The sequence below is a fragment of the Runella zeae DSM 19591 genome (assembly GCF_000423565.1).
In the GTDB taxonomy this organism is placed as follows: Bacteria; Bacteroidota; Bacteroidia; order Cytophagales; family Spirosomataceae; genus Runella; species Runella zeae.
Genome location: NZ_AUIF01000017.1, coordinates 1 through 25,481 on the forward strand (window position 1 = coordinate 1; position 25,481 = coordinate 25,481).

The following is a 25,481-nucleotide window of genomic DNA, read 5'->3' on the forward strand; positions in this document are numbered from 1 at the left end:
ATATGGCGAGCATTGACCAATATTAAATTCAGACTTTCACTCAAAATATTGTACACTGGCTTCCAGTAAACACCCGTACTCTCCATTGCTCCGTGGGTTACCTCTTTACTCTTTAACCATGATAAAAGCTCGCCTAAATCCTCAGTAAACGTTAAAAATGTTCGAGTTTCCACTCCTATACCATCACCTCGTATCGTTACTACTACCTTCTTCTCGTGGACATCTATGCCACACCCTCGTTTGATAATCAATTCAAAATTGTTAGATTCCATTGTATGAAAATTGTTGGTTTATATTCCAGAAATCAATTTTCATGCCTCTGTGTGTTATAACAATAGCATGGATGTTTCATGTGATTTTCAGACTTAGTAAAAGGTTTCTCTAAAAGATTTTCTTGTTCAATATTCGACAATTACTTTTACATTTTTGGTATTGTCATTTACAATTTTCGTTGATGAAACTTCTTTACACGATTTGGTGTGGTTTTTGGCTTATAATTATCTTTTTGATTTTATTTCCTACGATGTTTATTTGTTTACAACGTCGTCAATGGAAACCGTATGCTCATTGGCTTAATCGACTTTGGGGCAAGCTTTTCTTTCCACTAGCAGGTATCCGAATCGAAATAGAATATCGTTATAAACCTTCTACTGACAAAGCCTACGTTTTTTGTGCCAATCACTTTTCATACTTAGATATTGCAGTGATGGGGGTTATTTTAGACAATTACTTTGCTTTTGTCGGAAAGCATGGCGTAAAAAATATTCCTTTGTTTGGGTATATGTTTCGCCACTTGCACATACAAGTAAACCGAGAAAATAGCCAAAGCCGTGTATCCTCTCTCAACAAGGCTATTAAGACCTTATCACAAAATAGGAGCGTGGTGATTTATCCTGAAGGGGGTATCAAAACAAAACAGCCACCCAAAATGCACTATCCTTGGATGGACGGGGCTTTTAGGATGGCTATTCATCAACAAGTACCGGTAGTGCCGATAACCCTATTGACCAATTATAAAATTTTACCAGACAAAAATCCTATTCGCTTGCATAGATACCCAATGCGAGCGATAGTACACGAGCCTTTGCTTACCATAGGTCTAAGCTCTCAAGATGTCTCACTACTAAGAGACAAATGCTATCAAGTGATAGACGAAGAGTTAAAAAAGCATCATCTTCTCAAAAATTGAGAAGGAGAAAGAATATTACACAAAACAAAAAAGCAGCCCACCTTCAGCACATTAGGCTACCGGCAGACTGCTCTTATAATTTTGAGAATACTCCAGAATGTTAGCAACGACACCCTTAGAAGGGGTACGTTCTATTTTGTTCATTAGCATTTTTATCTCAAGGGTCTCAAGATAAAACTCTAAAAGCTCTTGATCGCTAATTAAAGCATCTTCAATGAGCGTGTTTTCTTCATCGGTAGTTTCTTCATAAACATACCGAATTACATCATCTGGGGTAAACGTTTGTGTCATATATAGGAACGCGTTTGCTGAGTTGCTTTCGCAAATTGATCAGCGCGTAACGCATTCTCCCCAAAGCCGTGTTGATACTCACTCCTGTGGCATCGGCAATTTCTTGGAAACTCATGTCTTCGTAGTGCCGCATAATAAGCACTTCTCTTTGAGGATCCGGCAATCGTTGAATCAGTTCGCGAAGGTGTTCGTGCGTTTCTTGACGAATCTGAAGTGACTCAATTGAGTCCTCTGAAAAGTCTAACGTATTAAACACGTTGCTTCCGTCTTCAAACACTATTTCGGGGTAGCGTTTGTCGCGCCGAAAATGGTCAATAGCCAAATTGTGAGCAATTCTCAATATCCACGGCAAAAACTTGCCTTCATCGTTATACTTACCAGATTTGATGGTGTCAATCGCTTTTACAAAACTATCTTGCATCAAATCCTCGGCCACGTACTGATCCTTAACAATCAAATAAATGGTGGTGTAAATTTTGGACTTGTGACGCTGAACGAGTTTTTCGAATGCTTTCTCGTTGCCATGCATATACAATGAAACCAGCTCACTGTCGCTAACTTGGTACTTTTCCATTTCAGTATGTACAATTAGTTAACGTAAAGCTTTGTTTCGATATTGTATCCTCCGTAGGTTTAAGTTGAAGAAAAATTATTTGCGTCTGTTCGTTGTGCCAAAGATAAAACATAAAAAAAATATTGTGCAAGTATTTGCCAAATTTTTTTTAAAGTGTAAAGGAAACACCAAATTTAATTCTGATTATTTTCTTGAATGCCGAATTAATGTCTGTATTACACTAATCAAAGAAAAAATTGGATAGGTGTATATTTTGAGGCTTAAATCAATGAGTTGCCTGTATTTTCCTTAAGTAAAAATCATTATTATGTGTAGGCTATCCACTTACTAAGCTCTGACAACGATACCCTGCCTTCATAGATAGCTTTACCAACAATCACGCCAAAAAGATTCATTTCGGCTAATTTTTCAATATCTCCCAAATTGCTCACTCCACCGCTCGCAATTATATTTAGAGAAGGAGATTGTTGTTGAAGTTTTTTGTACAAATCAAAGGATGGTCCTTGAAGCAATCCATCTTTGGCAACATCTGTACTGATAACATAGGTAGCACCTTTTTCTACCCATTGTTGTACAAAATCATATACCCAAATCGCCGTTCCTTCCTCCCAGCCGCTTACGGCTACTTTTTCGTTGCGAGCGTCGGCTCCTAAAATCATTTTATCGCCACCATGCTTTTGAAGCCATCCTTCAAATAGCTCAGGATTTTTGACGGCGATACTTCCACCCGTGACTTGTTTGGCTCCTGATTCAAATACGACTCGTAAATCATCATCGGACTGTACACCTCCTCCAAAATCAATATGAAGGCCTGTTTTGGTAGAAATAGTTTCTAGTACTTTCCAGTTTACGACTTTTTTGGCTTTTGCCCCGTCAAGGTCCACTAAGTGTAATCGACTAAGGCCTGCATCCTCAAATTGCTTGGCCACTTCTAATGGATTTTCGTTGTATACTGTTTTTTGACTATAATCGCCTTGGGTAAGGCGAACACATTTTCCTTCGATGAGGTCTATGGCAGGGATGATTTGAAACATGTTTTTAGGAAACTACAGAAGACTAAAATTGCTAAATACGATGCGAAAGTAGCTTAAACGCTGCGTTAGTCCTACCTTTGTAGGAACTTTTCGTGGAATATTTATCATTTATCACTAAGCATTTACTGCCTCTAAATGGATGAATATTCGGTGGTAAATGTTTGATATATATGTTATACCCGCAAGATTTAGAACAAAAATTAGGATTCGACCGTATTCGCGAGCAGCTAAGTGAGCTATGCCTAAGCCCACTTGGGCAAGCTTTTGTGCAAAAAATCCGCTTTTCCGACAATTTTGTCGTGATTGATAAACTTACCCGCCAAACAGCCGAAATGAAAAATATTTTGGAAGAAACGACGGGGGAGTTTCCAGCCCAAAACTATTTGGACGCTACGCCAGCTTTAGAAAAAATCAGAATAGAGGGCATGTTGCTCTCCTTGGATGAGTTTTTTGATCTTAAGCTTTCTCTACGCACCATTCGCCAAGTACTTAAGTTTTTGGCCGACCAAGAAGAAGGGCGCTTTCCGTTTTTGACAGATTTAGCAGGGAATATAAAAGTAGAAAAATCGGTTAGTGACGCCATTGACCGTATCATCGATGACCGTGGTCAAATCCGCGACAATGCTTCGCCTCAATTAGCGGATATTCGTCGTAGGTTGATTGCCGAAGCGGCAGGTGTACGCAAAAAACTTGATTCTATGCTCAAACACGCCAAAAGCAGTGGCTGGGTAGGAGATGATGTATCATTGACGGTCAGAAATGGCCGCATGGTGATACCTATTGCGGCCGAACATAAGCGCAAACTAAAGGGCTTTGTGCATGATGAATCTGCCACAGGGCAAACCCTCTTCATCGAACCCGCCGATGTGCTGGACGCCAACAACGAAATCAGAGAACTAGAATATGCCGAACGCCGCGAAATCAATCGGATTTTGATTGAATTGGCCAATCGCATCCGCCCTCATTTGGCTGATTTACAAAAAGCGTATCAGTTTTTAGGAATGGTAGACTTCATCAGAGCCAAAGCAAAATTTGCTTCTATACTCGGTGCTACCAACCCCAAATTTGTCAATCAGCCTATTGTAGACTGGCGTCTGGCACAGCACCCTTTGCTTTTTTTATTTTTCCAAAAACAAAATAGAAAAGTAGTGCCTCTCACCATTCAACTCCAGCAGAATCAGCGCATTCTGGTGATTTCGGGTCCGAATGCGGGAGGAAAGTCGGTGGCGTTGAAAACCCTCGGACTAGTACAATATATGCTACAATGTGGCTTGTTGGTACCCATGCGTGAGGACTCGACGGTAGGCCTTTTTCAAAACCTCTTTATTGATATTGGCGATGAGCAAAGCCTTGACAATGACCTCAGTACGTATAGTAGTCATTTGACTAATATGCGCCATTTTTTGCAGTTTTCGCACAAGCGTACTTTGTTTTTGATTGATGAGTTTGGGACTGGTACTGAGCCAAGTTTGGGTGGAGCTATAGCGGAGGCTATCTTAGAAGACCTTACCAAATCTGGGGCCTATGGCGTAATCAATACCCACTATACCAATCTTAAAACCTATGCCGACAAAACCAACGGCTTGGTCAATGGAGCGATGCGCTATGATGGAGAGCACCTTGAGCCGCTTTATGAGTTAGAAATCGGGAAGCCAGGCAGTAGCTTTGCTTTTGAAATCGCCTCTAAGATTGGTTTGCCCAAGACAGTGGTGGAAAGAGCTAAAGGTAAGCTTGGTACTCAACAAGTCAATTTTGAAAAATTGCTCAAAGAACTAGATATTGAAAAGAAAGTATTTGCCGACAAAAACCTAGAGATAGGAATCAAAGAACGCAAGCTAGCTCAACAACTTGTAGAAACGACCGCTTTGCAATTACGGCTTGATACTGAGCAAAAAAAGATTTTGAATGAAGCCAAACAAAAAGCGAAGCAGCTCTTAGCAGAAACCAACCAACGCATCGAAAACACGATTCGGGAAATCAAGGAAAACAAAGCCGAAAGAGATACTACCAAAATCGTAAGGCAGGAGTTAGAGCAATTTGAGAAAAAGGAACTCCAAATTGAAACCGTAATCGAACCAGAAAGAGAAGAGTTTTTACCAGAAAAAGGCGAAATCGCCGTGGGTAGTTTCGTTCGTATCAAAGGACAATCTACGGTGGGAGAAGTATTAGCTTTGAAAGGGAAAGATGCCGAAATACGCATCGGAGATTTAAAATCCAATATCAAACTCAATCGTCTTGAAAAAGTCTCCAAAAAGGCTTTTAAAGAAGCTACTGGCGAAAAAAGCCCCGGCCCAAAACTAGGAGGTATTGACCTCAATGAAAAGATGTTGAATTTTAGTTTTAATCTTGACATCAGAGGCAAGCGTGGCGAAGAAGCAATGGTAGAGCTTGATGATTTTATCAATAATGCCATTGTACTAGGCTACGACGAACTACGCATCGTTCATGGCAAAGGCGACGGGATATTGAGGCAATTGGTTCGAAATCACCTCAAGTCATTCAAACAAGTTGGCAAAATGAACGACGAACACCCCGACCGTGGTGGTGCTGGAGTTACGATTGTGCAGATGCGATAAGAAAGCTTATATTGCATCTGCAATCTACTTCATCATCAGCCCACTATGCCTTTGTTTCAAGACCCACTCGCTATCTTAGTTGTTTTGATGCTCAATATCGTTATTTCTGAGCAGCTAGCACGTTTGCCTTATCTACGTCATATGGGGACGGCACTAATCGTCATTTTGTTTACCGCCCTTACTTCCAATATCGGCTTGATTCCTGCCTCCACTGATGTACCTCCTCTGTATGACGGCATTTTTACTTACCTCGCTCCCGTTTCTATTTTTTATTTATTGCTTACTGTCAATCTAAAGGATATTCAAAAGGCGGGCAAGCCCATGATAGGTAGTTTTTTGCTCGGAGCACTTGGTACAATGTTGGGCGTTACTGCGGGGATTGTTGCTATCAACGGCCCCGAGGGTTTCGGTAAATTTTATTATGCACTAGGAGGGATGTTTACGGGTACCTACATTGGAGGAAGTAGTAACTTCAACGCGATTGCTCTTCATTATGGTATTAACAAAGAGGGGCATTTGTATGCCTCTGCCACGGCGATAGATAATATTTTGACGGCTCTGTGGATGATATCAACCCTTCTTTTGCCGCAACTGTTGAATCGTTACTTTCCTCGTCGGAGTCCAAGTTCTTCTTCAGCCCAAGTTCTACCTTCACTTGAAACGGAAATATCTTCAGCCACCAACGATACCGAGACCTTCACTCCCCAAGATTTAGCTATCTTAATCGGTTTGGGGGCTTTTGGCCTTTTGGTATCTAGCCAAGTATCGCTTTGGTTTCCCAAAATACCTTCGATTTTGGTACTTACGACCTTGGCTTTAGGACTAGCACAGTGGCCTGTGATTCAGCGTTTGCGAGGAATGAAAGTGCTTGCTATGTTTTGTATTTACTTATTTTTGGCAGTTATTGGCGCATTCTGCGATATTGAAGCACTTTTCAAAGACGGCACTTTGGCTCTTAGTATGGTGATTTTCGTAAGTGTGCTCATTACGGTTCATGCCAGTATTATTTTTGGAATCGGAGCCTTATTGAAGCAAGATTGGGATATACTGGCGATTGCATCGCAAGCCAATGTGGGGGGCTCGGCCTCGGCTTTGGCTCTTTCCAAAAGTCTCAATCGCCCAGATTTGTACCTGCCTGCTATCTTGGTTGGAGCTTTGGGCAATGCCCTCGGTACGTACTGTGGGTTGGCAGTAGCTCAATTCTTAACTACTCTATTTGGTACTGAGTTTTAAAATAAATTGTAAAAGTAGGAAGTCGATGCAAGGAGCAATCGGAGTATTTGATTCGGGCTATGGAGGCCTCACTATTTTGAAGGAATTAGTAAAACAGCTTCCCTCTTATGATTATATGTATCTCGGCGACAATGCTCGCGCTCCTTATGGTACGCGGTCGTTTGATACGGTATATCATTATACTTTGGAGTGCGTCAAACATCTATTTGCCAAAGGTTGCCCTCTCGTTATTTTGGCATGCAATACCGCCTCGGCCAAGGCCTTACGCAATATCCAACAACTAGATTTGCCTCATATTGCTCCTGACCGAAGGGTATTGGGCGTCATTCGGCCCACTACCGAAGTCATTGGAAATTTTTCCCACACAGGGCATATTGGCATATTTGCGACGGCAGGTACCGTGGCTTCTGAATCTTATTTGGTCGAAATTGAAAAATTCTTCCCCAAAACTCAGGTCTTTCAAGAAGCGTGTCCGATGTGGGTTCCTTTGATTGAAAACAATGAATACGACAAAGAAGGGGCTGATTATTTTGTAAAAAAACACATTGATAATTTACTGAAAAAATCTCCTGAGATTGATGCTGTGCTGCTAGGATGTACGCATTATCCACTCCTTATCCAGAAAATTCGCCAATTTTTGCCTGCTCATATCCAAATCATCAATCAAGCCGAAATCGTCGCTAGAAGTTTGACAGATTATTTACATAGGCATCCCGAAATCGATGAGCGCTGTAGCAAAAATGGAAGCTGTGTTTTTTATACGACCGATTCTACTGAACCCTTCGATCGTCAGTCAGCTATTTTTTTTGGTGAAAATGTGAAGAGCTTCCATCAAGATTTAATTCCCTAAGTTGGCGCTCTTTCAATATTCGCCAATGAGGTTCGTATTTCTTCAAGTATTTTATTTATCTCCTTTTTTTGCGGCTTAATATTCCTATATCATCTTCTAAATGCTACAAATAGGCCTCTATGAAGTGGAAACGGTTTTTCTAGTTAATCTCTATACAAAAATAGTATAATTGCCTTATAATCAGTGTTATATACTGGTTTGAATTTTTTTGAAAATAATTAGGATTTTCAAAAAAAAAGATTTCTTTTGTATTATTAAAAGAATAAATAGTATTATGGCAAAAGTAATTACTATTAAAAAAGGTTATAATATAAAGCTAAATGGCGTAGCTGAAAACATAACCTCCTCCCTTGACCTCCCCAATTTAATCGCTATTAAGCCTCATGATTTTCCGATGCTTATCCCCAAGCTTTCTGTAGAAGTAGGGCAGGAAATATTGGCAGGTCATCCACTTTTTTATGATAAAAACAACCCCGTCATTCGTCTTCCTTCGCCAGTAAGTGGCGAAGTGGTGGAAATTGTCAGAGGTGAAAAAAGGCGAATTTTAGAAATTCGAATTTTGCCCGACAAAATACCCAAATATATTTCCTTTCCCTCTCCCAACCTTAAAGAAGCTGCGCGAGAGTCAATCATAGACCTATTATTAGAAAGTGGCTGCTGGAGTTATATTCGTCAGCGCCCTTACTGCTTCATCGCCAATCCTACTGATATTCCTAAAGCTATTTTTGTGTCTTGTTTCGACACGGCTCCCCTTGCTCCCGATTTGGGATATATTATCGAACAAGAACGCGCCAATTTTCAACTAGGAATTGAAGTTTTGGACAAACTTTCCAACGGCCATCTTCACATTTCAATTCACGATTCGACAAAAGAGAAAATTTCAGAAAGTGACTTTCAGAGACTTTCTCACCATAAAATACATCATTTTAGAGGTCCTCATCCCGCCGGCAATGTAGGTATTCAGATACACCATATTGCTCCTATTCAGAAAGGAGAAATTGTGTGGTATGTTCATCCGCAAGATGTGATTATTATTGGGCGTTTGTTCAGCGAAGGGCGCTATCGCGCTCACAGAACGGTCGCATTTACAGGAAGTGGGGTGGTTCATCCACACTATTTTAGAGTTATGACGGGTCAAAAGTTAAGCACTATCTTAGAGTACCAACTCCGTGAGGGCAGCTATCGTATTATACAAGGTAATATCCTTACAGGAAAGCAATCTAGCAGCGACGATTTTCTTTCTTTTTATGAAAACCAGCTAACTATTGTCCCTGAAGGAAACGAGCCTCAATTTTTGGGGTGGCTTCTTCCAGGCCTTCATAAGCTTAGTCTCTCTCGCACTTTTCTGTCGTGGCTTACCCCCAATCGTAGCTATAATCTGAATACCAATACCAACGGTGAAGAACGCGCCTTTGTCATGACAGGGCAATACGACAAAGTACTTCCCATGAATATCTATCCGGTACATTTGCTCAAAGCTATTATGGCCAAAGACATCGAACGCATGGAAGATTTGGGGATATACGAAGTATCGGAAGAAGATTTTGCGCTCTGTGAGTTTGTGTGTACTTCCAAAATTGACGTACAACGTATTATTAAAGAAGGCCTCGATTATATCCGCAGTGAAGGATAGTGACTTAGATAATGTTCAACCTCTACTCTCGTTTAGTGTGAAAATAGCTCAAAATCTCATAAAATCCGTAAAACCACATTTTGGGAAAGGGGGGCGATTTGAAAAATTCCACCCCGCCTTTGATGCGCTCGAAACGTTTTTGTTTGTACCAGCCCATACTACAGCTAGTGGGGTACACATACGCGACGCGATTGACCTCAAGCGAACCATGTTTACGGTTATTATTGCATTGGTACCCACCCTACTCTTTGGAATGTGGAATGTAGGTTATCAGCATCACCTTGCTTATGGCGTACAAGTATCAATGATGGATAATTTTTTATTTGGTTTTTGGAAAGTTCTCCCCATCATTGTGGTCTCTTATACGGTAGGGCTAGGGGTAGAGTTTATTTTTGCTATTATTCGCAATCACCAAGTCAGCGAGGGATACCTTGTTACGGGGCTACTGATTCCGCTTACCATGCCCGTCACGATTCCGCTCTGGATGGTGGCACTTGCGGCTATTTTCTGCACCGTATTAGGCAAAGAAATTTTTGGGGGCACTGGCATGAATTTCATGAACCCTGCTTTATTGGCGCGGGCCTTTTTATTCTTTGCTTTTCCAGCGTATATGTCTGGCGATATCTGGACCGATTTATCACCCGAAACCGGACATTCGCTTGTTGATGCCTATTCAGGTGCTACCAATCTCGTTGCTTTTGATACTGACTTCACAAAAATGGGGTCGGTATCTGATATGTTTTGGGGATTTGAACAGGGTTCTATCGGAGAGACAAGCACGTTTGCATGTCTGATTGGCGCTTTTATTCTTATTGTTACTGGCATTGGCAGTTGGCAAATCATCGTCTCTTGCTTTGTGGGGGCATTGTTGATGGGGCTGGTACTCAATGGCCTCGCGCCAGTCGACATCCCTACCCACCCTATGCACACTCCCGCCTACTATCATTGGCTGATGGGAGGGTTTGCATTTGGGGCTGTATATATGGCTACTGACCCCGTCAGTGCAGCACATACCGAAGTAGGTAAATGGATATACGGTTTACTTATTGGGATATTTACGGTTATCCTAAGAGTCTTTAATCCTGCATACCCAGAAGGAGTTATGTTGAGCATTTTATTGATGAATGTTTTCGCTCCTTTGATTGACCATATTGTAATAGAACAACACATCAAAAATCGCAAGAAACGTGCATAGCAATCGATATACTCTCATATATGCCGGTGTATTATCCATCATCACGGCGATTGTACTGACTGTAGCTGCCGAAGGGCTAAAGCCTGCCCAAGTGGCCAACATCGCTCTCGATAAGAAATCTAACATCTTGAAAGCGGTGCGTTTATCTTTTACAAAGGGGCAAGAAATTGAAAATGCCTATGCCAAAGGTATTCAGGAAGTTGTATTAAATAGTGCGGGAGAAATATTGACGGGACTAAAAATCAACGATATTGATTTAAAAAAAGAACTCTCTAAACCTGTCAAAGACCGACACCTTCCTTTATATATCTATACAGCACAAGACTCCCGCAAATATTACATTGTTCCGTTGAGAGGAGTAGGGTTGTGGGGGCCAATATGGGGCTATATCTCTCTTCAAGATGACCTAAATACCGTCTACGGTGCTTTTTTTGACCATAAAAGCGAAACCCCCGGCTTAGGTGCTGAAATCGCCGAAATCCCATTTCAACAACAATTTCAAGGAAAAAAAATCATCTCTGAGCAAGGGCAGTTTGTATCCGTAAACGTGGTCAAAAAAACGGATAAACTAAACCTCAGCGACGAACATCGCGTAGATGCTATCTCAGGGGGGACCATTACCTCCAAAGGCACTGATGCCATGCTCAAAAATTGCACAGCCCCCTATTTAGCTTATTTTGAAAAAATCAAAAACGAATCACCATCAAATCAACAAGCACCATGAGCACCGAAACTTCAGCTAGCTTGGCTACTCAGGAGACAAAAAAGGAGGGATTGTTGTCGAAAAAAAATATTCAAATTTTACGCGACCCTCTGGATGATACCAACCCTGTCACGGTACAGATATTAGGCGTATGCTCGGCTTTGGCGGTGACCGTCCAAGTGAAGCCTGCGCTTATCATGGCTTTGGGGGTGACTGTGGTTACGGCTTTTTCTAATCTTATTATTTCTCTCATTCGAAATTCTATCCCAAACCGTATTCGAATCATTGTGCAGCTTATCGTAGTAGCAATGCTCGTCACGATTGTGGATCAAGTATTAAAAGCCTATCTATTTGATGTCAGCAAAAAGCTATCCGTATTTGTGGGCTTGATTATTACCAATTGTATCGTTATGGGACGTCTAGAAGCTTTTGCGCTTGCCCAAAAACCTTGGCCTTCGTTTTTGGACGGCATTGGCAATGGGCTTGGGTATGGGATTATATTGGTGGTAGTAGCTTTTGTTCGGGAGTTGCTAGGGTCGGGTTCGGTATTTGGTATCAAAGTCGTTCCTCAATGGTTATACGATATGGGTTATGTCAACAATGGCCTCATGATGCTCCCTCCCGCTGCTTTATTTTTGATTGGAATCTATATTTGGTGGCAACGAAGCCGCAACAAAAACCTTATCAATGCCTCCTAATTCGGTGATTACTAGAGATATATTTACTCATAAAACTAAGTAAGTATGCAAAACCTAATCAATATCTTAATCAAGACCATATTTGTCGAAAATGTCATTTTTGCCTTTTTTTTGGGAATGTGTTCATTTTTGGCGGTGTCTAAGAAAATAAAAACGGCCTTTGGGCTAGGGTTAGCAGTGGTGTTTGTGATGCTCCTTACCACCCCGCTCAACTACCTTATTCTACGCTATATGCTTCAAGAAGGAGCATTGAGTTGGATACATCCTTCTTTGGCTTCGGTAGATTTAACATTTCTTTCGTTTATTTTATTCATATCCACTATTGCAGGGGCGGTACAATTGGTAGAGATGGTTGTTGAAAAATTCATGCCCGGTTTGTACAATTCTCTTGGCATATTTTTACCGCTCATTACGGTCAATTGTTCCATTTTAGGAGCTTCTTTATTCATGCAAGAACGCGAGTATAATTTTGCCGAAACTACCGCTTTCTCTCTCGGCGCGGGTATTGGCTTTTTCTTAGCGATTGTATTGCTTGCAGCCATTCGCGAACGCCTACGGTATTCCAATATTCCTGCACCTTTGCAAGGATTAGGGATTGCGATGATTATCACCGCCTTGATGGGGCTTGCTTTTTTAAGTTTTTCAGGAATTCAACTCTAACACCCTATGCTGCCCGTACTTTCTGCCAGTGTTGTTGTCTTTATTCTAGTGATTTTGTTGTTTGCATTCCTTATTTTGACGGCCAAGAATCGATTATTGCCCCAAAAGGATGTGGCTATTATCATCAACGGCAACCAAGACACTCCCCTCATTGTCAAACCCGGTTCCTCTTTGCTGTCAACCTTAGCTGCACAAAATCTCTTTTTAGCCTCCGCTTGTGGTGGCGGAGGCACCTGCGCCATGTGCAAATGCCAAGTATTTGAGGGGGGCGGCGAGGTATTGCCCACCGAAACCAATCACCTCAACCGCCGACAAGTAAACGAGAAGATAAGGCTTGCTTGCCAAGTCAAGGTCAAAGATGATATGGAAATCAGAATCCCCGACGAAGTTTTTGGGATTAAGAAATGGGAGTGTACGGTAATTTCAAACGAAAATGTATCTACTTATATCAAAGAGTTTGTGGTAAAACTGCCTGAAGGTGAACTGCTTAAGTTTAAATCAGGAGATTATATACAAGTGGACGTCCCCTCTACTATGATTGACTTCAAAACCCAGCTTTATCAGATTCCCGAGCGCTTTAAAGACGAATACGATAAGTTTAAGATTTGGGATTTGAAAACCAAAATCGATGAGCCGCTTTTTAGGGCGTATTCGATGGCCAACCACCCCGCCGAAGGCAACATCATTATGCTCAATATTCGATTGGCTACTCCTCCTTGGGATAGAACTCGCAATGCCTTTATGGATGTAAACCCTGGGGCTTGTTCTTCGTATGTTTTTTCACGAAAACCCGGTGATAAAGTCACCATAAGTGGTCCCTATGGCGAATTTCATATCAAAAATACTGAAAAAGAAATGATCTATATCGGAGGTGGTGCTGGAATGGCTCCCCTTCGTTCTCACGTTTTTCATTTATTTCATACCCTCCAATCGGGACGTAAAGTATCTTATTGGTACGGTGCGCGCAGCAAAAGAGAAATATTTTATGAAGAAGATTTCAGGGCGATAGAACGGCAGTTTCCTAATTTTCGGTTTGAAATTGCGCTGTCTATTCCTTTGCCCGAAGACAATTGGGAAGGTTATGTAGGGTTTATTCATGAAGTCGTAAAAAACGAATATTTGGATAGTCATGAAGCCCCTGAAGACATCGAATACTACTTGTGTGGCCCACCTATGATGCTATCGGCCGTACAAAATATGCTCGACAATCTTGGAGTGGCTAGAGAAAATATTGCTTTCGACGATTTTGGTAGTTAAGCATGAAAAGTTTGCAGAGGGGTATTTTGTTTATCAGTTTTTGGGTAAGTAGCTGCCAACAATCACCTACTTTCACTACTTTGGAAGGAGAGGCTCAAGGAACTACCTTTAAAATCGTGTATGAAAGTACGGAAGATTTTTCGCACTCTATCGATAGCCTTTTTAGAGTCATAGACCATAGTATGTCGCTCTGGGACAGTACTTCTATTCTACGCGCTGTCAATACCAATCACCCCTCCATAAAAGTTGATTATCATTTTGAAAAAGTGTTCGAAAAATCGCAGTCTATATCCCAAATCACCGATGGAGCTTTTGACATTACGGTGGGACCTTTGGTAAAAGCATGGGGATTTAGCTATAAAAAAGGAATGCCTTTTCCTGCCCAAACTACACTCGATAGCCTTCGACGATTGATAGGTTATCAGTCGGTGCAACTTAAAAATGGGGTAGTTCAGAAGCAAAACCCACGAACCGAAATCGATTTTAATGCTATCGCTCAAGGATACACGGTAGATGTAATGGCAGGCTTTTTGGAAGCTAAAGGTATTAAAAACTATCTGGTTGAAATAGGAGGTGAAGTGCGTGCTTTAGGACATAGCCAACACGGCAAAATATGGCAAGTAGGGATCGACAAACCTATTTCGGATCCTGATAATCAACGACAACTCCAAGCTATTGTCGCTTTAAATGGCAAAGCCTTGGCTACGTCGGGAAGTTATCGAAAGTTTGTGGTGCGGAATGGGCACAAATTCAGTCATGCTATCGACCCCAAAACTGGTACCCCTATTACTCACAATTTGCTAAGTGTCAGTGTGATTGCAGATGATTGTATGACTGCCGATGCCTTCGCTACTGCTTTTTTGGTGATGGGATTAGAAGCTGCAAAAAAAATAGCTCCCAATCAAAATTTAGAGTTTTACGGTATTTATACTACCACAGACGGTACATTTCAAACTTACCATACTTCAGGTTTTTTTTAATACCCCCTTCTTCACACTGAGGTAGGTTCAAGATTGATTGCTACAGGCTTCTCCTGATTTTTTTCCACAAACACCACACACAATTCCATCTTTTTGTAAAAACGGGTTATTGTTGGCACAGCTGCCTTTAAATTCGCCATTTTTGACAAAAATCAATCTCACGCCCAACAATAGCACACTTATAATCACTACCAAAACGGCTAAAACCAAAAGCATAACTATATCTCTTTTTTAATGACAATTGATCAAATAAATATTTACAAATATAATGATATTTTTCATATATTTATTTGTAAATATTTAATATTGTTTATATATTCGTCTATGTCTATTTGATGCTAACTCACTAAATATGAAAAGATTATGAAATCTGTTAAAAAATTGCTCGCAGACAAAGCTCAGTCCTATGTCTGGAGTGTTTCGTCTGACAATACTGTCATAGATGCCCTGCACTTAATGGCCGAAAAAAACATCGGTGCTGTAGTAGTAATCGACAACAATCAGCTCGTAGGGATATTTTCTGAGCGAGATTATGCACGAAAAGGAATCATCAAAGGGCGAAAAGCCAAAAGCACTCCTATTGCAGAAGTCATGACTTCAAGGGTATTTACGGTAAGTCCTGATACAGACATCAAAGAGTGTATGAAACTTTTTAGTGAGAAAAAATTCCGCCACCTCCCTGTCGTAGAAGATGACCAAGTGATTGGGATATTGAGTATTGGTGATATTGTAAATTCAATCATGAAAGAACAAGTAGATCATATCCAGTTTCTTGAAAGTTATATTACGAATGCCTAATTTTCGGCCCAATTCCCAACCTCTCTAATTTTCTATCATGATTATTTTACTGACGGCCGTATTCATCTTAGGGTACGTGCTTATTGCGCTTGAGCATCCTCTCAAGATCGACAAAGCAGCCTCCGCTTTATTGACGGGGGTTTTTTGTTGGGTCATACTACTCATTGGATATGACTACATGCCCGCCTTCCAAGGAACTAACGGAGATGCTCACGAGACGCTCAATGAATCCCTCTTCGAGCATTTGGGGGAAATCGCTGGTATTCTTTTCTTTCTACTTGGAGCGATGACTATCGTAGAGTTGGTAGATGTGCACGATGGATTTAAGGTAATTACAGATCGCATCTCTACTACCAATCGTGTCACTCTATTGTGGATTATTTCTTGGATAACATTCTTTTTATCAGCGGCCTTAGACAACATGACCACGGCTATCATCATGTGTGCTTTGCTTCGGCGGATTATTAAAGACAAGGAAAATATCTGGTTTTTTGGGGGCTTTGTGATTTTAGCAGCCAATGCCGGGGGAGCATGGTCGCCGATTGGAGATGTGACTACCATTATGTTGTGGATTGGCGGACAAGTAACTACTTTGAGTGTTATAAAAACCCTGATTCTGCCGTCGGCGGTTAGTCTTCTCACGCCTTTGTTAATAGCCTCTTATACTTTGCGCGGGCATATAGAAACCCCTAAAATAACCGAAAAAGAAAAAAAAGCTCATGCTCATACTACACCGCTAGAACGTAATTTAATGTTTGTACTAGGGGGCTTAGGATTACTCTCCGTACCAGTGTTCAAAGCCCTTACTCACTATCCACCTTATATGGGAATATTGCTAGCGGTGGGGCTTCTATGGTATTTTACTGAATTTTTGCATCGTCATAAAGAACCCGAATACAAACAAGGCTATTCGGTAGCGGCGATGTTGCACCGTATTGATACACCCAGTATTTTGTTTTTTCTAGGGATTTTGTTGGCAGTAGGTGCCCTCAATACTTCGGGGCATCTTCGTTTGATGGCTACTTATTTAAACCAAACTTTCGGGAGTATTTATTTGATTAATGCCCTCATTGGGTTATTGTCGGCGATTGTAGATAATGTACCTTTGGTAGCAGCCGCTATGGGAATGTACCCTATTTCGACCTATGCACCCGACCATGATTTTTGGAATTTGTTGGCCTATTGTGCTGGTACGGGCGGCAGTATTCTGATTATTGGCTCGGCGGCAGGCGTAGCTTCTATGAGTATCCTAAAAATTGATTTTTTATGGTATCTCAAACGAATCTCAGGATATGGATTGGCAGGATATTTGGCCGGAATCGGCGTTTATTATTTAACGCATTAGATGAAATTCACTACTTAGCTATAGGCGGCGATAAGCTTATAGCTAAAAAAGTTTCAATAGAATGACTTATCGTTGTGTTGATTTGAGAATTCCCCTTTCTAGAAATGCCTATCATTAAATGATTTTATTTTAAAAAAATATAGAGGTTATGCAACGTTGCGAATCGAATTAGCATCTTTCTAAAAAATCACCAACAATTTCATCCTCTCATTTATAAATTTACAGCTCATGAAAACCTTCTTAACCTTCGCAATGCTTGTTTGTACCGCCGCAGTTGCGCTTGCCCAAAACGACGACAAGCCTTATTTTACCAAAACATTTAGTCCTTCTTCTTTTAAAGCCTTGAATGTTCGCACTTCTGGAGGAAGCATTCAGGTGACGGGCGAAAGCGGTGAAGCAAGGGTAGAAATGTATGTACGGTCTAACAATTGGAACGGAAAGTCTTCCATGAGCAAGGAAGAAATCGACGAGCGTCTCCAAGATTATGAAGTAAGAGTGGCATTGGACGGCGAAACCCTCGTTTGCAAAGCCAAACGTAAAAGCGAAAACGATAGCTGGGACTGGAAAAAATCACTTAGTATCTCTTTTAAAGTGTTTGTTCCCGAAAAAACGACTACTGACTTAGCCACAAGCGGCGGAAGTATCAAATTGGCACGTTTGTCGGGTGTCCAAAACTTTACAACGAGCGGCGGCAGCCTTCATCTGAACGAATTAAGAGGTAACATCAAAGGTCGTACTTCAGGTGGTAGTATACATTTGACCAATTGCCGTGAACAATTAGATTTGAGTACAAGCGGTGGAAGTATTCATGCCGATGCCTGTGACGGTGATATTAGACTTGTAACTTCGGGAGGCAGTATTCAATTGGACGAAGTAACAGGCTATGTGAAAGCTACTACGAGTGGAGGAAGTATCAAAGGCGGCGGTATCAAAGGCGAGCTTGTGGCTTCTACTTCTGGCGGCTCTATTAGACTCATGGGCGTTTCCGCAGCACTTAAAGCAAGCACTAGTGCTGGTAGTATCCACGCCGAAATCGTAACTCTCGGCAAATACCTCGACCTCTCAACTTCGGCAGGCGGAATACATGTGCAGATGCCCCTCAACAAAGGGCTTGACCTTGACCTACGTGCCAATCGTGTAAATGTAGGTACGCTCCAAAACTTTAATGGTATTATGGAAAAAGACCGTATCAATGGCAAACTCAATGGCGGCGGAATACTCGTCAGCATGAGAGCTAGTTCGGGTTCTATTTCTATCAATGACTAAATCTTTAATTTTAGTTTGTAAAGGTTTCCTTATTAGGCCTCTTACTTCGGTGAGGGGTCTTTTTTAATTCCTATATTTTGAGATTTATTACTTGGGATTGTTTCCGTTTTTTTTGACTTTTGGTGATATAAACTCTTTACATTCCACATTTTACTTCATCTTTCCCATGAAACAAACACTTTTTTATGCTACTTTACTACTTATTTGGGGTAGCAGCGCCATAGCTCAATACAGTGGCAATTCTCTTAAATTAACTACTGATAGACCTATCGTAGGACAAGCAATGGGGGTAACATACGATCCTAGCCAAACAAAGCTAAGAGAGGCGACATCCATCGAAGCCGTTGTATATTGGTTGCGTACCAATGATGAGCCCCTCGCTCAAGCTTATGTGTTGACCAAAAAAGCCACAAAATTTGAGGGGCAAATTACGGCTCCAACCGATGCTGTCGCGTTTTGTATCATTCCCCAGACCGAAGAAAAGAAAGACTTTAACAATGGTCAAACTTATGCCTTTTTGTTGTATGGTCCCGACGCTAAGCCTCTTTCGGGTAGTTATGCAAGTCTAGGCTATGCCTACGCTAACTATTATTATGATATGGGCTTGGATGACCGTGATATTGACCTAGCCAAATCGCTTTTGGAAAAAGAGTTTAGTCTTTATCCTGCCAATAAACGCACGTTTTTTAAAGAATATGCTTCCACGCTGAGTCCTCGGAAAGAAGAAGACAAAAAACAGCTCCTTGCCGATGCAGATTTGCTTGCCCAAAGTACTGACTTAAAGGAAGAAGAATTGGGTACGTTACAACAAGTTTATCAAAGATTTCAACAAAAAGAAAAAGCCGAAGCTATCCAAAAAGTGAAAGAAAGTAAGTTTGGTAAAAAAGAAGATATGGTAGCTATGTATAGCAATTTTGTACGTACCAAATCAGCAATTGTCGACAAGAAAAAAGAATATGCTAAGGTCTGGAGTAATTTCCCGTCAGCGCCTAAAACTGTTGATTGGCAATACATGACATATATTCATAATAATTATTTGAGAATGCTCGCCGATTCTAATCAATGGGATGATTTCAAGAAAGTAGTGGCCGAAGCACGGCCTGAACTAAAATCTCAGTCGATACAAGTATATAACACAATCGCATGGAATTTGGCAAAAAAAGACCAAAACCTAGAACAAGCTGCCGAGCTATCGGCCCAAGCTACTCAATGGGCCAAGGAGCAAATCAATCAGCCTCGTCATGCCAGCGATCCTTCTTCTAGTACGGATGCGAAAATTCGGAAAGGACGTGAAAATCAATACAGTACCTTTGCTGATACCTACGGTTATATTTTACTCAAACAAGGCAAAGCAGCTGAAGCTGTGCCATTTTTAAAAGACGCGGCTGTCACTTATGGACATTATAAAAATGCCGAGGTAAACGAGCGATACATTCAAGCTTTAGAAAAAGTAAACCCTGCTGCTATCAAAGAAGTGGCCGAAAATGCCATTAAAAAGGGGAAAGCTAATGACGCTATCAATACTGCTCTCAAACAAGCATACGTGAAAGAAAAAGGAAATGAAAATGGTTTTGAAGGATACATAGCGGAGTTGAATCGTATCGCTTCCGAAAGCACTCGCGCCGAACTTCGCGAAAAAATGATTTTAAAACCTGCGCCTGCTTTTAGTCTCGTCAATCTAGAGGGAAAACCCGTTGCCTTGGCCGATTTGAAAGGCAAAACGGTAGTCGTTGATTTTTGGGCTACTTGGTGTGGGCCTTGTATTATGTCTTTTCCTGGCATGCAAAAAGCCGTTGATAAATTTAAAAATGATCCCAATGTAGCTTTTGTTTTCATTGATACTTGGCAAACCGAAGCCGACAAACGCAAAAACGCGGCTGACTTTATCGAAAAGAAAAAATATACTTTCAATGTATTGCTCGACGAAAAAGACGAAGTAGTGGCCTCTTATAAAGTATCAGGGATTCCTACCAAGTTTGTGATTGATAAAACAGGCAATATTCGTTTCAAAAGCATTGGCTTTGGTGGCAACACCGATGCACTTGTGGATGAGCTTTCGACCATGATTGCGCTCGCCAATGAAAACAATCAGCCTTAGAAAGCGTTTTTTGAATAGGTATTTGTCAAAGCCCGTTGCAAGACGGGCTTTATTTATAGGTAACAGCGTTATGACGCTAATTTATTATTTTTGCGCTTATCAGCTTAATACCTGCTACCAAATCAATTGAAAACCAATTCGATAATCATCCAAATATGAAGGGAATTATTCTTGCCGGAGGCTCTGGCACTCGTCTTCACCCACTTACGTTGGCCGTAAGCAAGCAGCTCATGCCTGTTTATGATAAACCTATGATATACTACCCCTTGTCAATTTTGATGCTAGCGGGTATTCGTGAAATCCTCATTATTTCTACGCCTCATGATTTACCTCACTTCCAGAAGCTCCTTGGGGATGGAAGTCGGATTGGGTGTAAATTTGAATACGCCGAGCAGCCTAGTCCCGACGGACTCGCACAGGCGTTTATCATTGGAGCAGATTTCATTGGCAATGATAAGGTAGCGTTGGTACTGGGCGACAATATTTTTTACGGCAGTGGATTGAGTAAATTGCTCCAAGCCAACAACGACCCCGAAGGAGGTGTGGTATATGCTTATCAAGTCCACGACCCTGAGCGCTATGGCGTGGTAGAATTTGACAAGGATTTTAATGTGCTTTCTATTGAAGAAAAACCCGAAAATCCTAAGTCAAACTATGCCGTGCCGGGGCTTTATTTTTACGATAATGAAGTCGTAGAAATTGCAAAAAATATCAAACCTAGCCCTCGTGGGGAGTTAGAAATTACCGACGTAAATCGTGTTTATCTTGAAAGAGGTAAACTGAAAGTAGGCGTACTGAATCGTGGTACTGCTTGGCTTGATACGGGTACTTTTGCTTCTCTAATGCAAGCAGGGCAATTTGTAGAAGTAATCGAAGAACGTCAAGGGCTTAAAATTGGTTGTATTGAAGAAGTCGCTTATCGCATGGGTTTTATCAACGAAGAACAACTTCGTGAAATCGCCCAACCATTATTGAAAAGTGGCTATGGACGCTATTTGCTAGGACTTCTTAAATAATTTTTTGACTAATCAGCTAGTGGCTTCACTAGCTGGTTTATCTTTTTGAATCTCGAAATCTATGTTTACGGGTATTGTTGAAACTACCGCCGAAGTAATCGAAATCTTGGCTGAAGGTACCAATCTCACTTTCAGGCTGCAATCGCATTTGGCATCAGAACTCAAAATCGACCAGAGTGTGAGTCACAACGGCGTATGTTTGACTGTGACGAGTTTAGAGGAGCAATCTTACACCGTCACGGCGGTAGATGAAACCCTCAAAAAAACCAATTTAGGGCAGTGGAAAATAGGCACCAAAGTAAACATCGAGCGTTGTATGCCGGCGCATGGGCGTTTTGATGGGCATATTGTACAAGGGCATGTGGACCAAACGGGGATTTGTACCTACATCGAAGAGGTGGGAGGAAGTTGGCTTTTCGATTTCCAATACGATGAAAGTATTGGTAATATCACCGTCGAAAAAGGTTCGATTTGTGTCAATGGCGTGAGTCTGACTGTTTTTAATTCAAAAGACGATAGTTTCCGCGTCACTATCATTCCATATACTTACGAGCATACCAACTTTCATCAGCTTCAGGTAGGAGATATTGTCAATTTGGAGTTTGATATTTTGGGGAAATATATGCAGAAGATATTGGCAAAACAGAAGTAATTTTAACCGCAATAGACGCAATAGAATCGCGATGGACGCAATAAATGAAAATGAGTTGGCGCGCCAAATTTATTTTGCTGCTTTGAAAGTCCATCAACATCTTGGGCCTGGCTTGTTAGAATCTGCTTATGAGGAATGTCTTTTTTATGAACTTCAAAAAATAGGTTTGAGAGTTGAAAAACAAAAAGCATTGCCCCTTATTTATGAAGAAATACGGCTTGAAATTGGCTATCGGTTAGATTTGTTAGTTGAAAATAAGGTAGTTGTTGAAGTAAAAGCCGTTGAATCATTTACAGATGTTCATACGGCACAAGTCATAACTTACTTAAAATTAACAGGTTGTAAATTAGGACTGCTCATCAATTTTAACGTCGCTTTGCTCAAAAACGGTGTAAAAAGACTCGTAAATGGCCTTTAAGTCTTTGCGCCTATTGCGAAACCTATTGTGTCCATTGCGGTTAAACAAACCTTGAAAAATCTTGTCTCACCCACGCATTTGTTACGAAATCTTCGTTCGCTCATTTTGTGATTCAAACGGCGACGGTATCGGTGATCTCAATGGTATCACTTCCCGCTTGGATTATCTCACCGACTTAGGCATTGAAGCTATCTGGCTCACCCCTATTTTTACCTCTCCAAGCTATCACAAATATGATGTAATTGATTACTACGCTATCGACAAAGAATATGGCACGCTCGACGATTTTCGGCGGCTACTCTCAGAAGCTCACGCGCGTGGCATTGCCGTTATCATGGATTTAGTCATTAATCACACAAGTGCCAATCATCCTTGGTTTCAGGAGTCGGTTAGGGGTACCGACAATCCTTATCGACATTTCTACAACTGGAAAAGTCCCCAAGAAATCGAAGAGCTAGGCATTGCTACGCGCGAAGTTACGCCCGATACATGGGATCGAAATCCTTGGCATGAATGGCCCGATACCACCGAAAAATACTACGGTCTGTTTTGGAGAGGTATGCCCGACCTCAACTGTGACCATCCTCCAGTGCGCAAGGCGATTTATGAAATAGGGCAGTTTTGGCTTAAAATGGGAGTAGATGGTTTTCGACTCGATGCGGCACGGCATATTTATCCTGAGTGGGAAGAATATAAAAATCATGATTTTTGGGTAGAATTTCGTACCGAAATGCAAAAAGCCAATCCACAGGTATATCTTGTGGGGGAAGTATGGACCGAAGCACCCAAAATTGCACCTTATTTTCGAGGGCTTACCGCCAATTTTAATTTTGATTTGAGTTTGGCACTCCAAAAAATCGCCGCCACCGAAAGGGATTCGGTAGGGTTGGTGAAAAAGCTGGCTCAAAATCGCATGATTTTTGCGCAAACCAACCCGCGTTTTATTGATGCTATCATGCTTACCAATCACGACCAAACGCGTATTGGGAGTGTATTGAAGGGTAATATAAATCGCCTAAAAGTAGCCGCCAATCTTTTGTTGACTTTGCCCGGACAGCCTTATTTGTACTATGGTGAAGAAATCGGAATGTTGGGTAAAAAACCTGACGAGTACATCCGAGAGCCTTTTTGGTGGGATGATGCCGAGAAAGACACCCAACGCACACGCTGGATGGTGCCTAAATACAACAAAAATAAAAGGATAATTCCTTTGACAGTACAAAGCCAAAACCCTGACTCGCTCTTTAATCATTACAAACGCCTCATTCATTTCCGAAAATCGAACGCAGTAGTGGGTGATATTCGAGGAAATCTCCAACCCTTAGATACCCACTCCGACCATCGCCTAGTAGCTTTTAAGCGTAGCGTGGGGGAGAATGAAGTCTGGGTGATTCATAATACTTGTGGTGAAGAAGTTACATTTTCGGCTCCGTTTTTACCTCATCATGTTTTGTTTAGTACTTCTTCGGTTACTTTCCTAAAAGCCGACACTCTTTCTATTGCTCCTTACGGTTGTGTGGTATTGGGGGAATGAATTTAATTTCAATTATTTTTGAAAGTACAATAATTTATCTTACTTTTGGCTATGGAATTACAAGAGGCAAAAGACCGTTTTGTTCAGGCGTGGGGTACGCTGGCTACCCAATGGGGGATTAATCGTACCATGGCACAAATTCATGCATTGTTGATGATTTCTGCCAATGCTCTTACGACCGAAGACCTAATGGCTCAGCTTCAGATTTCGCGTGGGAATGTGAGCATGAACTTGCGAGATTTGATGGATTGGGGGCTAGTCTTTAAAGAATTACGCCCTGGCGAGCGAAAAGAGTACTTTTTTGCCGAAAAAGATGCTTGGAAAGTAGCAAAACAAGTGGCTAAAGAGCGCAGAAGAAGGGAAATAGAGCCTGTCATTAAGCTGTTAGAAGAGCTTCGTGGTGTTCCTGTTCGGGCGGGTGATGCCGATTCAGAAACATTTCATGCAACCATCGAAAGCATCAGTCGAGTAGTAAACTTAGCCGACGGGGCGCTAGACGCCGCTATGAAAGCTGAAGAAAGCCTGATTTTAGGAACACTCATCAAATTATTACGATAGCATTCAAAGCGTAAATGAGCACTTGTGTGCTTATTTTTTGAGTTTTTAATTTCAATAATTTCTGAAAATTCTAAATTTGTAGAAAATGAATCGCGTCATGAACCTTCCACCCCAAGCGCCAGACATCCGTTCGGCCTTTCATAAAAAATGGTTTTGGTTGTGGGTTTCGTTACCCATCGGAGCCTATTATGTAAGTTGGCTGCTAATGATGATGCCTTTTCCTTTATTCTTAGTGATTGGCCAATGGTTGGCTTTGCAAAGTTCTCCCAAAAAGCAAAAACCAATGACCTCATGGCTACTGAACTTGGGGACACTTTTGATAACGGGATTGATTATCACGTTGATGGTTGATAAAATGTGGACAAACAACTACGATGATTATCTCATTTTTTTTCTTTTCGGAACATACTATCTAGTCCAATGTTTCAATGAGTGGATTTTCTTTCAGTTGTTTCCTTCTTGGCGCTTTGGTTATTGGTCGGCTGCCAATCTCATCGCGGCGGTAGTATGGATAGTAGTTTTAATGGGAGGTAAACACGCTTTACCTTTCACTGTAAAGCAAGAATACGTGCTTTGGTTTATCATTCCATTGCTCGGAATCATTTCCAATGTTATCACGGGCTTAGGAATACACCTTGCCACTCAAACGCGTTATGGACTATGAAAAAGAGGATGATTTATTACATTTCTCCGTAGCTACAATTATTTCGCCTCTCTGAGGCTGTAAATGATTAACTCAGTCTACTATATATAGCCCCCGAAAAACAACCCATGCCTGCTAAATTCAAAAAACTAACCCCACCTCGGCAAACCCTTCTTTGTATACCCCTACAGCGTAAGGGTGCTGGAGAATAAAACGGATGCTAAAAACAGCACCAATTTTGGTGCTTCCGATTCAGTTACCGAACTTTGTTTGTGTAAGC

Annotated in this window: 26 protein-coding genes; 21 read left to right on the forward strand and 5 right to left on the reverse strand. The window is 41.3% G+C overall.

Annotated features, from left to right (window positions below):
- A partial coding sequence (locus G563_RS33755; RefSeq protein ID WP_037325935.1) for an IS110 family transposase occupies positions 1-272 on the reverse strand: 272 nt, incomplete at its 3' end.
- A gap of 182 nt (positions 273-454) precedes the next feature.
- Between G563_RS33755 and G563_RS0105005 the strand changes: the two genes are divergently transcribed.
- Positions 455-1,189 carry a lysophospholipid acyltransferase family protein gene (locus G563_RS0105005; protein ID WP_028664338.1) on the forward strand — a complete coding sequence of 245 codons (735 nt, stop codon included), beginning with the start codon at positions 455-457 and terminating at the stop codon, positions 1,187-1,189.
- Between the two features lie 51 nt (positions 1,190-1,240).
- Here G563_RS0105005 and G563_RS0105010 read toward each other — a convergent pair whose 3' ends face one another.
- The 3 genes from G563_RS0105010 to hisA form a co-directional block, all read right to left on the reverse strand.
- Positions 1,241-1,480: a hypothetical protein gene (locus G563_RS0105010; RefSeq protein WP_028664339.1), complete on the reverse strand. Its 240-nt coding sequence runs from the start codon at positions 1,478-1,480 to the stop codon at positions 1,241-1,243.
- Complete coding sequence (locus G563_RS0105015; protein ID WP_028664340.1) at positions 1,455-2,054, reverse strand: RNA polymerase sigma factor; 600 nt, start codon at positions 2,052-2,054, stop codon at positions 1,455-1,457. The genes G563_RS0105010 and G563_RS0105015 overlap by 26 nt, the downstream gene beginning before the upstream one ends.
- A 305-nt stretch (positions 2,055-2,359) precedes the next feature.
- A complete protein-coding gene (hisA, locus tag G563_RS0105025) occupies positions 2,360-3,088 on the reverse strand; it encodes a 1-(5-phosphoribosyl)-5-[(5-phosphoribosylamino)methylideneamino]imidazole-4-carboxamide isomerase (protein WP_028664342.1) in 729 nt (242 codons plus the stop codon).
- Between the two features lie 170 nt (positions 3,089-3,258).
- Between hisA and G563_RS0105030 the strand changes: the two genes are divergently transcribed.
- From G563_RS0105030 to G563_RS0105075, 10 genes are all read left to right on the forward strand, one after another.
- On the forward strand, positions 3,259-5,664 hold the full coding sequence (locus tag G563_RS0105030; RefSeq protein ID WP_028664343.1) for an endonuclease MutS2: 2,406 nt from the start codon (positions 3,259-3,261) through the stop codon (positions 5,662-5,664).
- 45 nt (positions 5,665-5,709) lie between these two features.
- A complete protein-coding gene (locus tag G563_RS0105035; protein WP_028664344.1) occupies positions 5,710-6,897 on the forward strand; it encodes a DUF819 family protein in 1,188 nt (395 codons plus the stop codon).
- Between the two features lie 25 nt (positions 6,898-6,922).
- Positions 6,923-7,747 (forward strand): glutamate racemase, encoded by an 825-nt coding sequence (gene murI, locus G563_RS0105040; RefSeq protein ID WP_037325936.1) that lies wholly within the window; start codon positions 6,923-6,925, stop codon positions 7,745-7,747.
- Between the two features lie 274 nt (positions 7,748-8,021).
- On the forward strand, positions 8,022-9,380 hold the full coding sequence (locus G563_RS0105045; RefSeq protein ID WP_028664345.1) for a Na(+)-translocating NADH-quinone reductase subunit A: 1,359 nt from the start codon (positions 8,022-8,024) through the stop codon (positions 9,378-9,380).
- A 37-nt stretch (positions 9,381-9,417) separates the two neighbouring features.
- On the forward strand, positions 9,418-10,575 hold the full coding sequence (locus tag G563_RS0105050; protein ID WP_028664346.1) for an NADH:ubiquinone reductase (Na(+)-transporting) subunit B: 1,158 nt from the start codon (positions 9,418-9,420) through the stop codon (positions 10,573-10,575).
- Complete coding sequence (nqrC, locus tag G563_RS0105055) at positions 10,568-11,299, forward strand: NADH:ubiquinone reductase (Na(+)-transporting) subunit C (RefSeq protein ID WP_051210771.1); 732 nt, start codon at positions 10,568-10,570, stop codon at positions 11,297-11,299. The genes G563_RS0105050 and nqrC overlap by 8 nt, the downstream gene beginning before the upstream one ends.
- Entirely contained in the window at positions 11,296-11,976 is a 681-nt protein-coding gene (locus tag G563_RS0105060; protein WP_051210772.1) for an NADH:ubiquinone reductase (Na(+)-transporting) subunit D, read from the forward strand. The genes nqrC and G563_RS0105060 overlap by 4 nt, the downstream gene beginning before the upstream one ends.
- 45 nt (positions 11,977-12,021) lie before the next feature.
- Positions 12,022-12,636, forward strand: coding sequence for an NADH:ubiquinone reductase (Na(+)-transporting) subunit E (nqrE, locus tag G563_RS0105065; protein ID WP_028664349.1), 615 nt, complete (start codon positions 12,022-12,024; stop codon positions 12,634-12,636).
- Between the two features lie 6 nt (positions 12,637-12,642).
- Complete coding sequence (nqrF, locus tag G563_RS0105070; RefSeq protein WP_028664350.1) at positions 12,643-13,893, forward strand: NADH:ubiquinone reductase (Na(+)-transporting) subunit F; 1,251 nt, start codon at positions 12,643-12,645, stop codon at positions 13,891-13,893.
- A 2-nt stretch (positions 13,894-13,895) separates the two neighbouring features.
- On the forward strand, positions 13,896-14,873 hold the full coding sequence (locus G563_RS0105075; protein ID WP_028664351.1) for an FAD:protein FMN transferase: 978 nt from the start codon (positions 13,896-13,898) through the stop codon (positions 14,871-14,873).
- Between the two features lie 27 nt (positions 14,874-14,900).
- On the opposite strand, the gene G563_RS0105080 is transcribed toward G563_RS0105075, so the two are convergent.
- Positions 14,901-15,089, reverse strand: a complete 189-nt coding sequence (locus tag G563_RS0105080; RefSeq protein ID WP_037325937.1) for a hypothetical protein — start codon at positions 15,087-15,089, stop codon at positions 14,901-14,903.
- A 147-nt stretch (positions 15,090-15,236) separates the two neighbouring features.
- On the opposite strand from G563_RS0105080, the gene G563_RS0105085 reads away from it, so the two are divergent.
- The 10 genes from G563_RS0105085 (at position 15,237) to G563_RS0105130 (ending at position 25,222) form a co-directional block, all read left to right on the forward strand.
- A complete protein-coding gene (locus G563_RS0105085) occupies positions 15,237-15,671 on the forward strand; it encodes a CBS domain-containing protein (protein WP_028664353.1) in 435 nt (144 codons plus the stop codon).
- A gap of 37 nt (positions 15,672-15,708) precedes the next feature.
- The gene (gene nhaD, locus G563_RS0105090) at positions 15,709-17,016 is read left to right on the forward strand and encodes a sodium:proton antiporter NhaD (protein ID WP_028664354.1); all 1,308 of its coding nucleotides are present in this window, start codon (positions 15,709-15,711) and stop codon (positions 17,014-17,016) included.
- 228 nt (positions 17,017-17,244) lie between these two features.
- Complete coding sequence (locus G563_RS0105095; protein ID WP_028664355.1) at positions 17,245-18,282, forward strand: DUF4097 family beta strand repeat-containing protein; 1,038 nt, start codon at positions 17,245-17,247, stop codon at positions 18,280-18,282.
- A gap of 166 nt (positions 18,283-18,448) precedes the next feature.
- A complete protein-coding gene (locus tag G563_RS36735; protein ID WP_157585082.1) occupies positions 18,449-20,380 on the forward strand; it encodes a TlpA family protein disulfide reductase in 1,932 nt (643 codons plus the stop codon).
- A 155-nt stretch (positions 20,381-20,535) separates the two neighbouring features.
- Complete coding sequence (gene rfbA, locus G563_RS0105105) at positions 20,536-21,396, forward strand: glucose-1-phosphate thymidylyltransferase RfbA (protein WP_028664356.1); 861 nt, start codon at positions 20,536-20,538, stop codon at positions 21,394-21,396.
- A 61-nt stretch (positions 21,397-21,457) separates the two neighbouring features.
- Entirely contained in the window at positions 21,458-22,048 is a 591-nt protein-coding gene (locus G563_RS0105110) for a riboflavin synthase (protein WP_028664357.1), read from the forward strand.
- Positions 22,049-22,079: 31 nt separating this feature from the next.
- On the forward strand, positions 22,080-22,466 hold the full coding sequence (locus tag G563_RS0105115) for a GxxExxY protein (protein WP_084650767.1): 387 nt from the start codon (positions 22,080-22,082) through the stop codon (positions 22,464-22,466).
- A gap of 61 nt (positions 22,467-22,527) precedes the next feature.
- Entirely contained in the window at positions 22,528-24,000 is a 1,473-nt protein-coding gene (locus tag G563_RS0105120; RefSeq protein WP_028664359.1) for an alpha-amylase family glycosyl hydrolase, read from the forward strand.
- A 51-nt stretch (positions 24,001-24,051) separates the two neighbouring features.
- Positions 24,052-24,558 (forward strand): GbsR/MarR family transcriptional regulator, encoded by a 507-nt coding sequence (locus tag G563_RS0105125; protein WP_028664360.1) that lies wholly within the window; start codon positions 24,052-24,054, stop codon positions 24,556-24,558.
- An 85-nt stretch (positions 24,559-24,643) separates the two neighbouring features.
- Positions 24,644-25,222, forward strand: a complete 579-nt coding sequence (locus G563_RS0105130) for a hypothetical protein (RefSeq protein WP_028664361.1) — start codon at positions 24,644-24,646, stop codon at positions 25,220-25,222.
- The last annotated feature ends 259 nt before the right edge of the window (positions 25,223-25,481 follow it).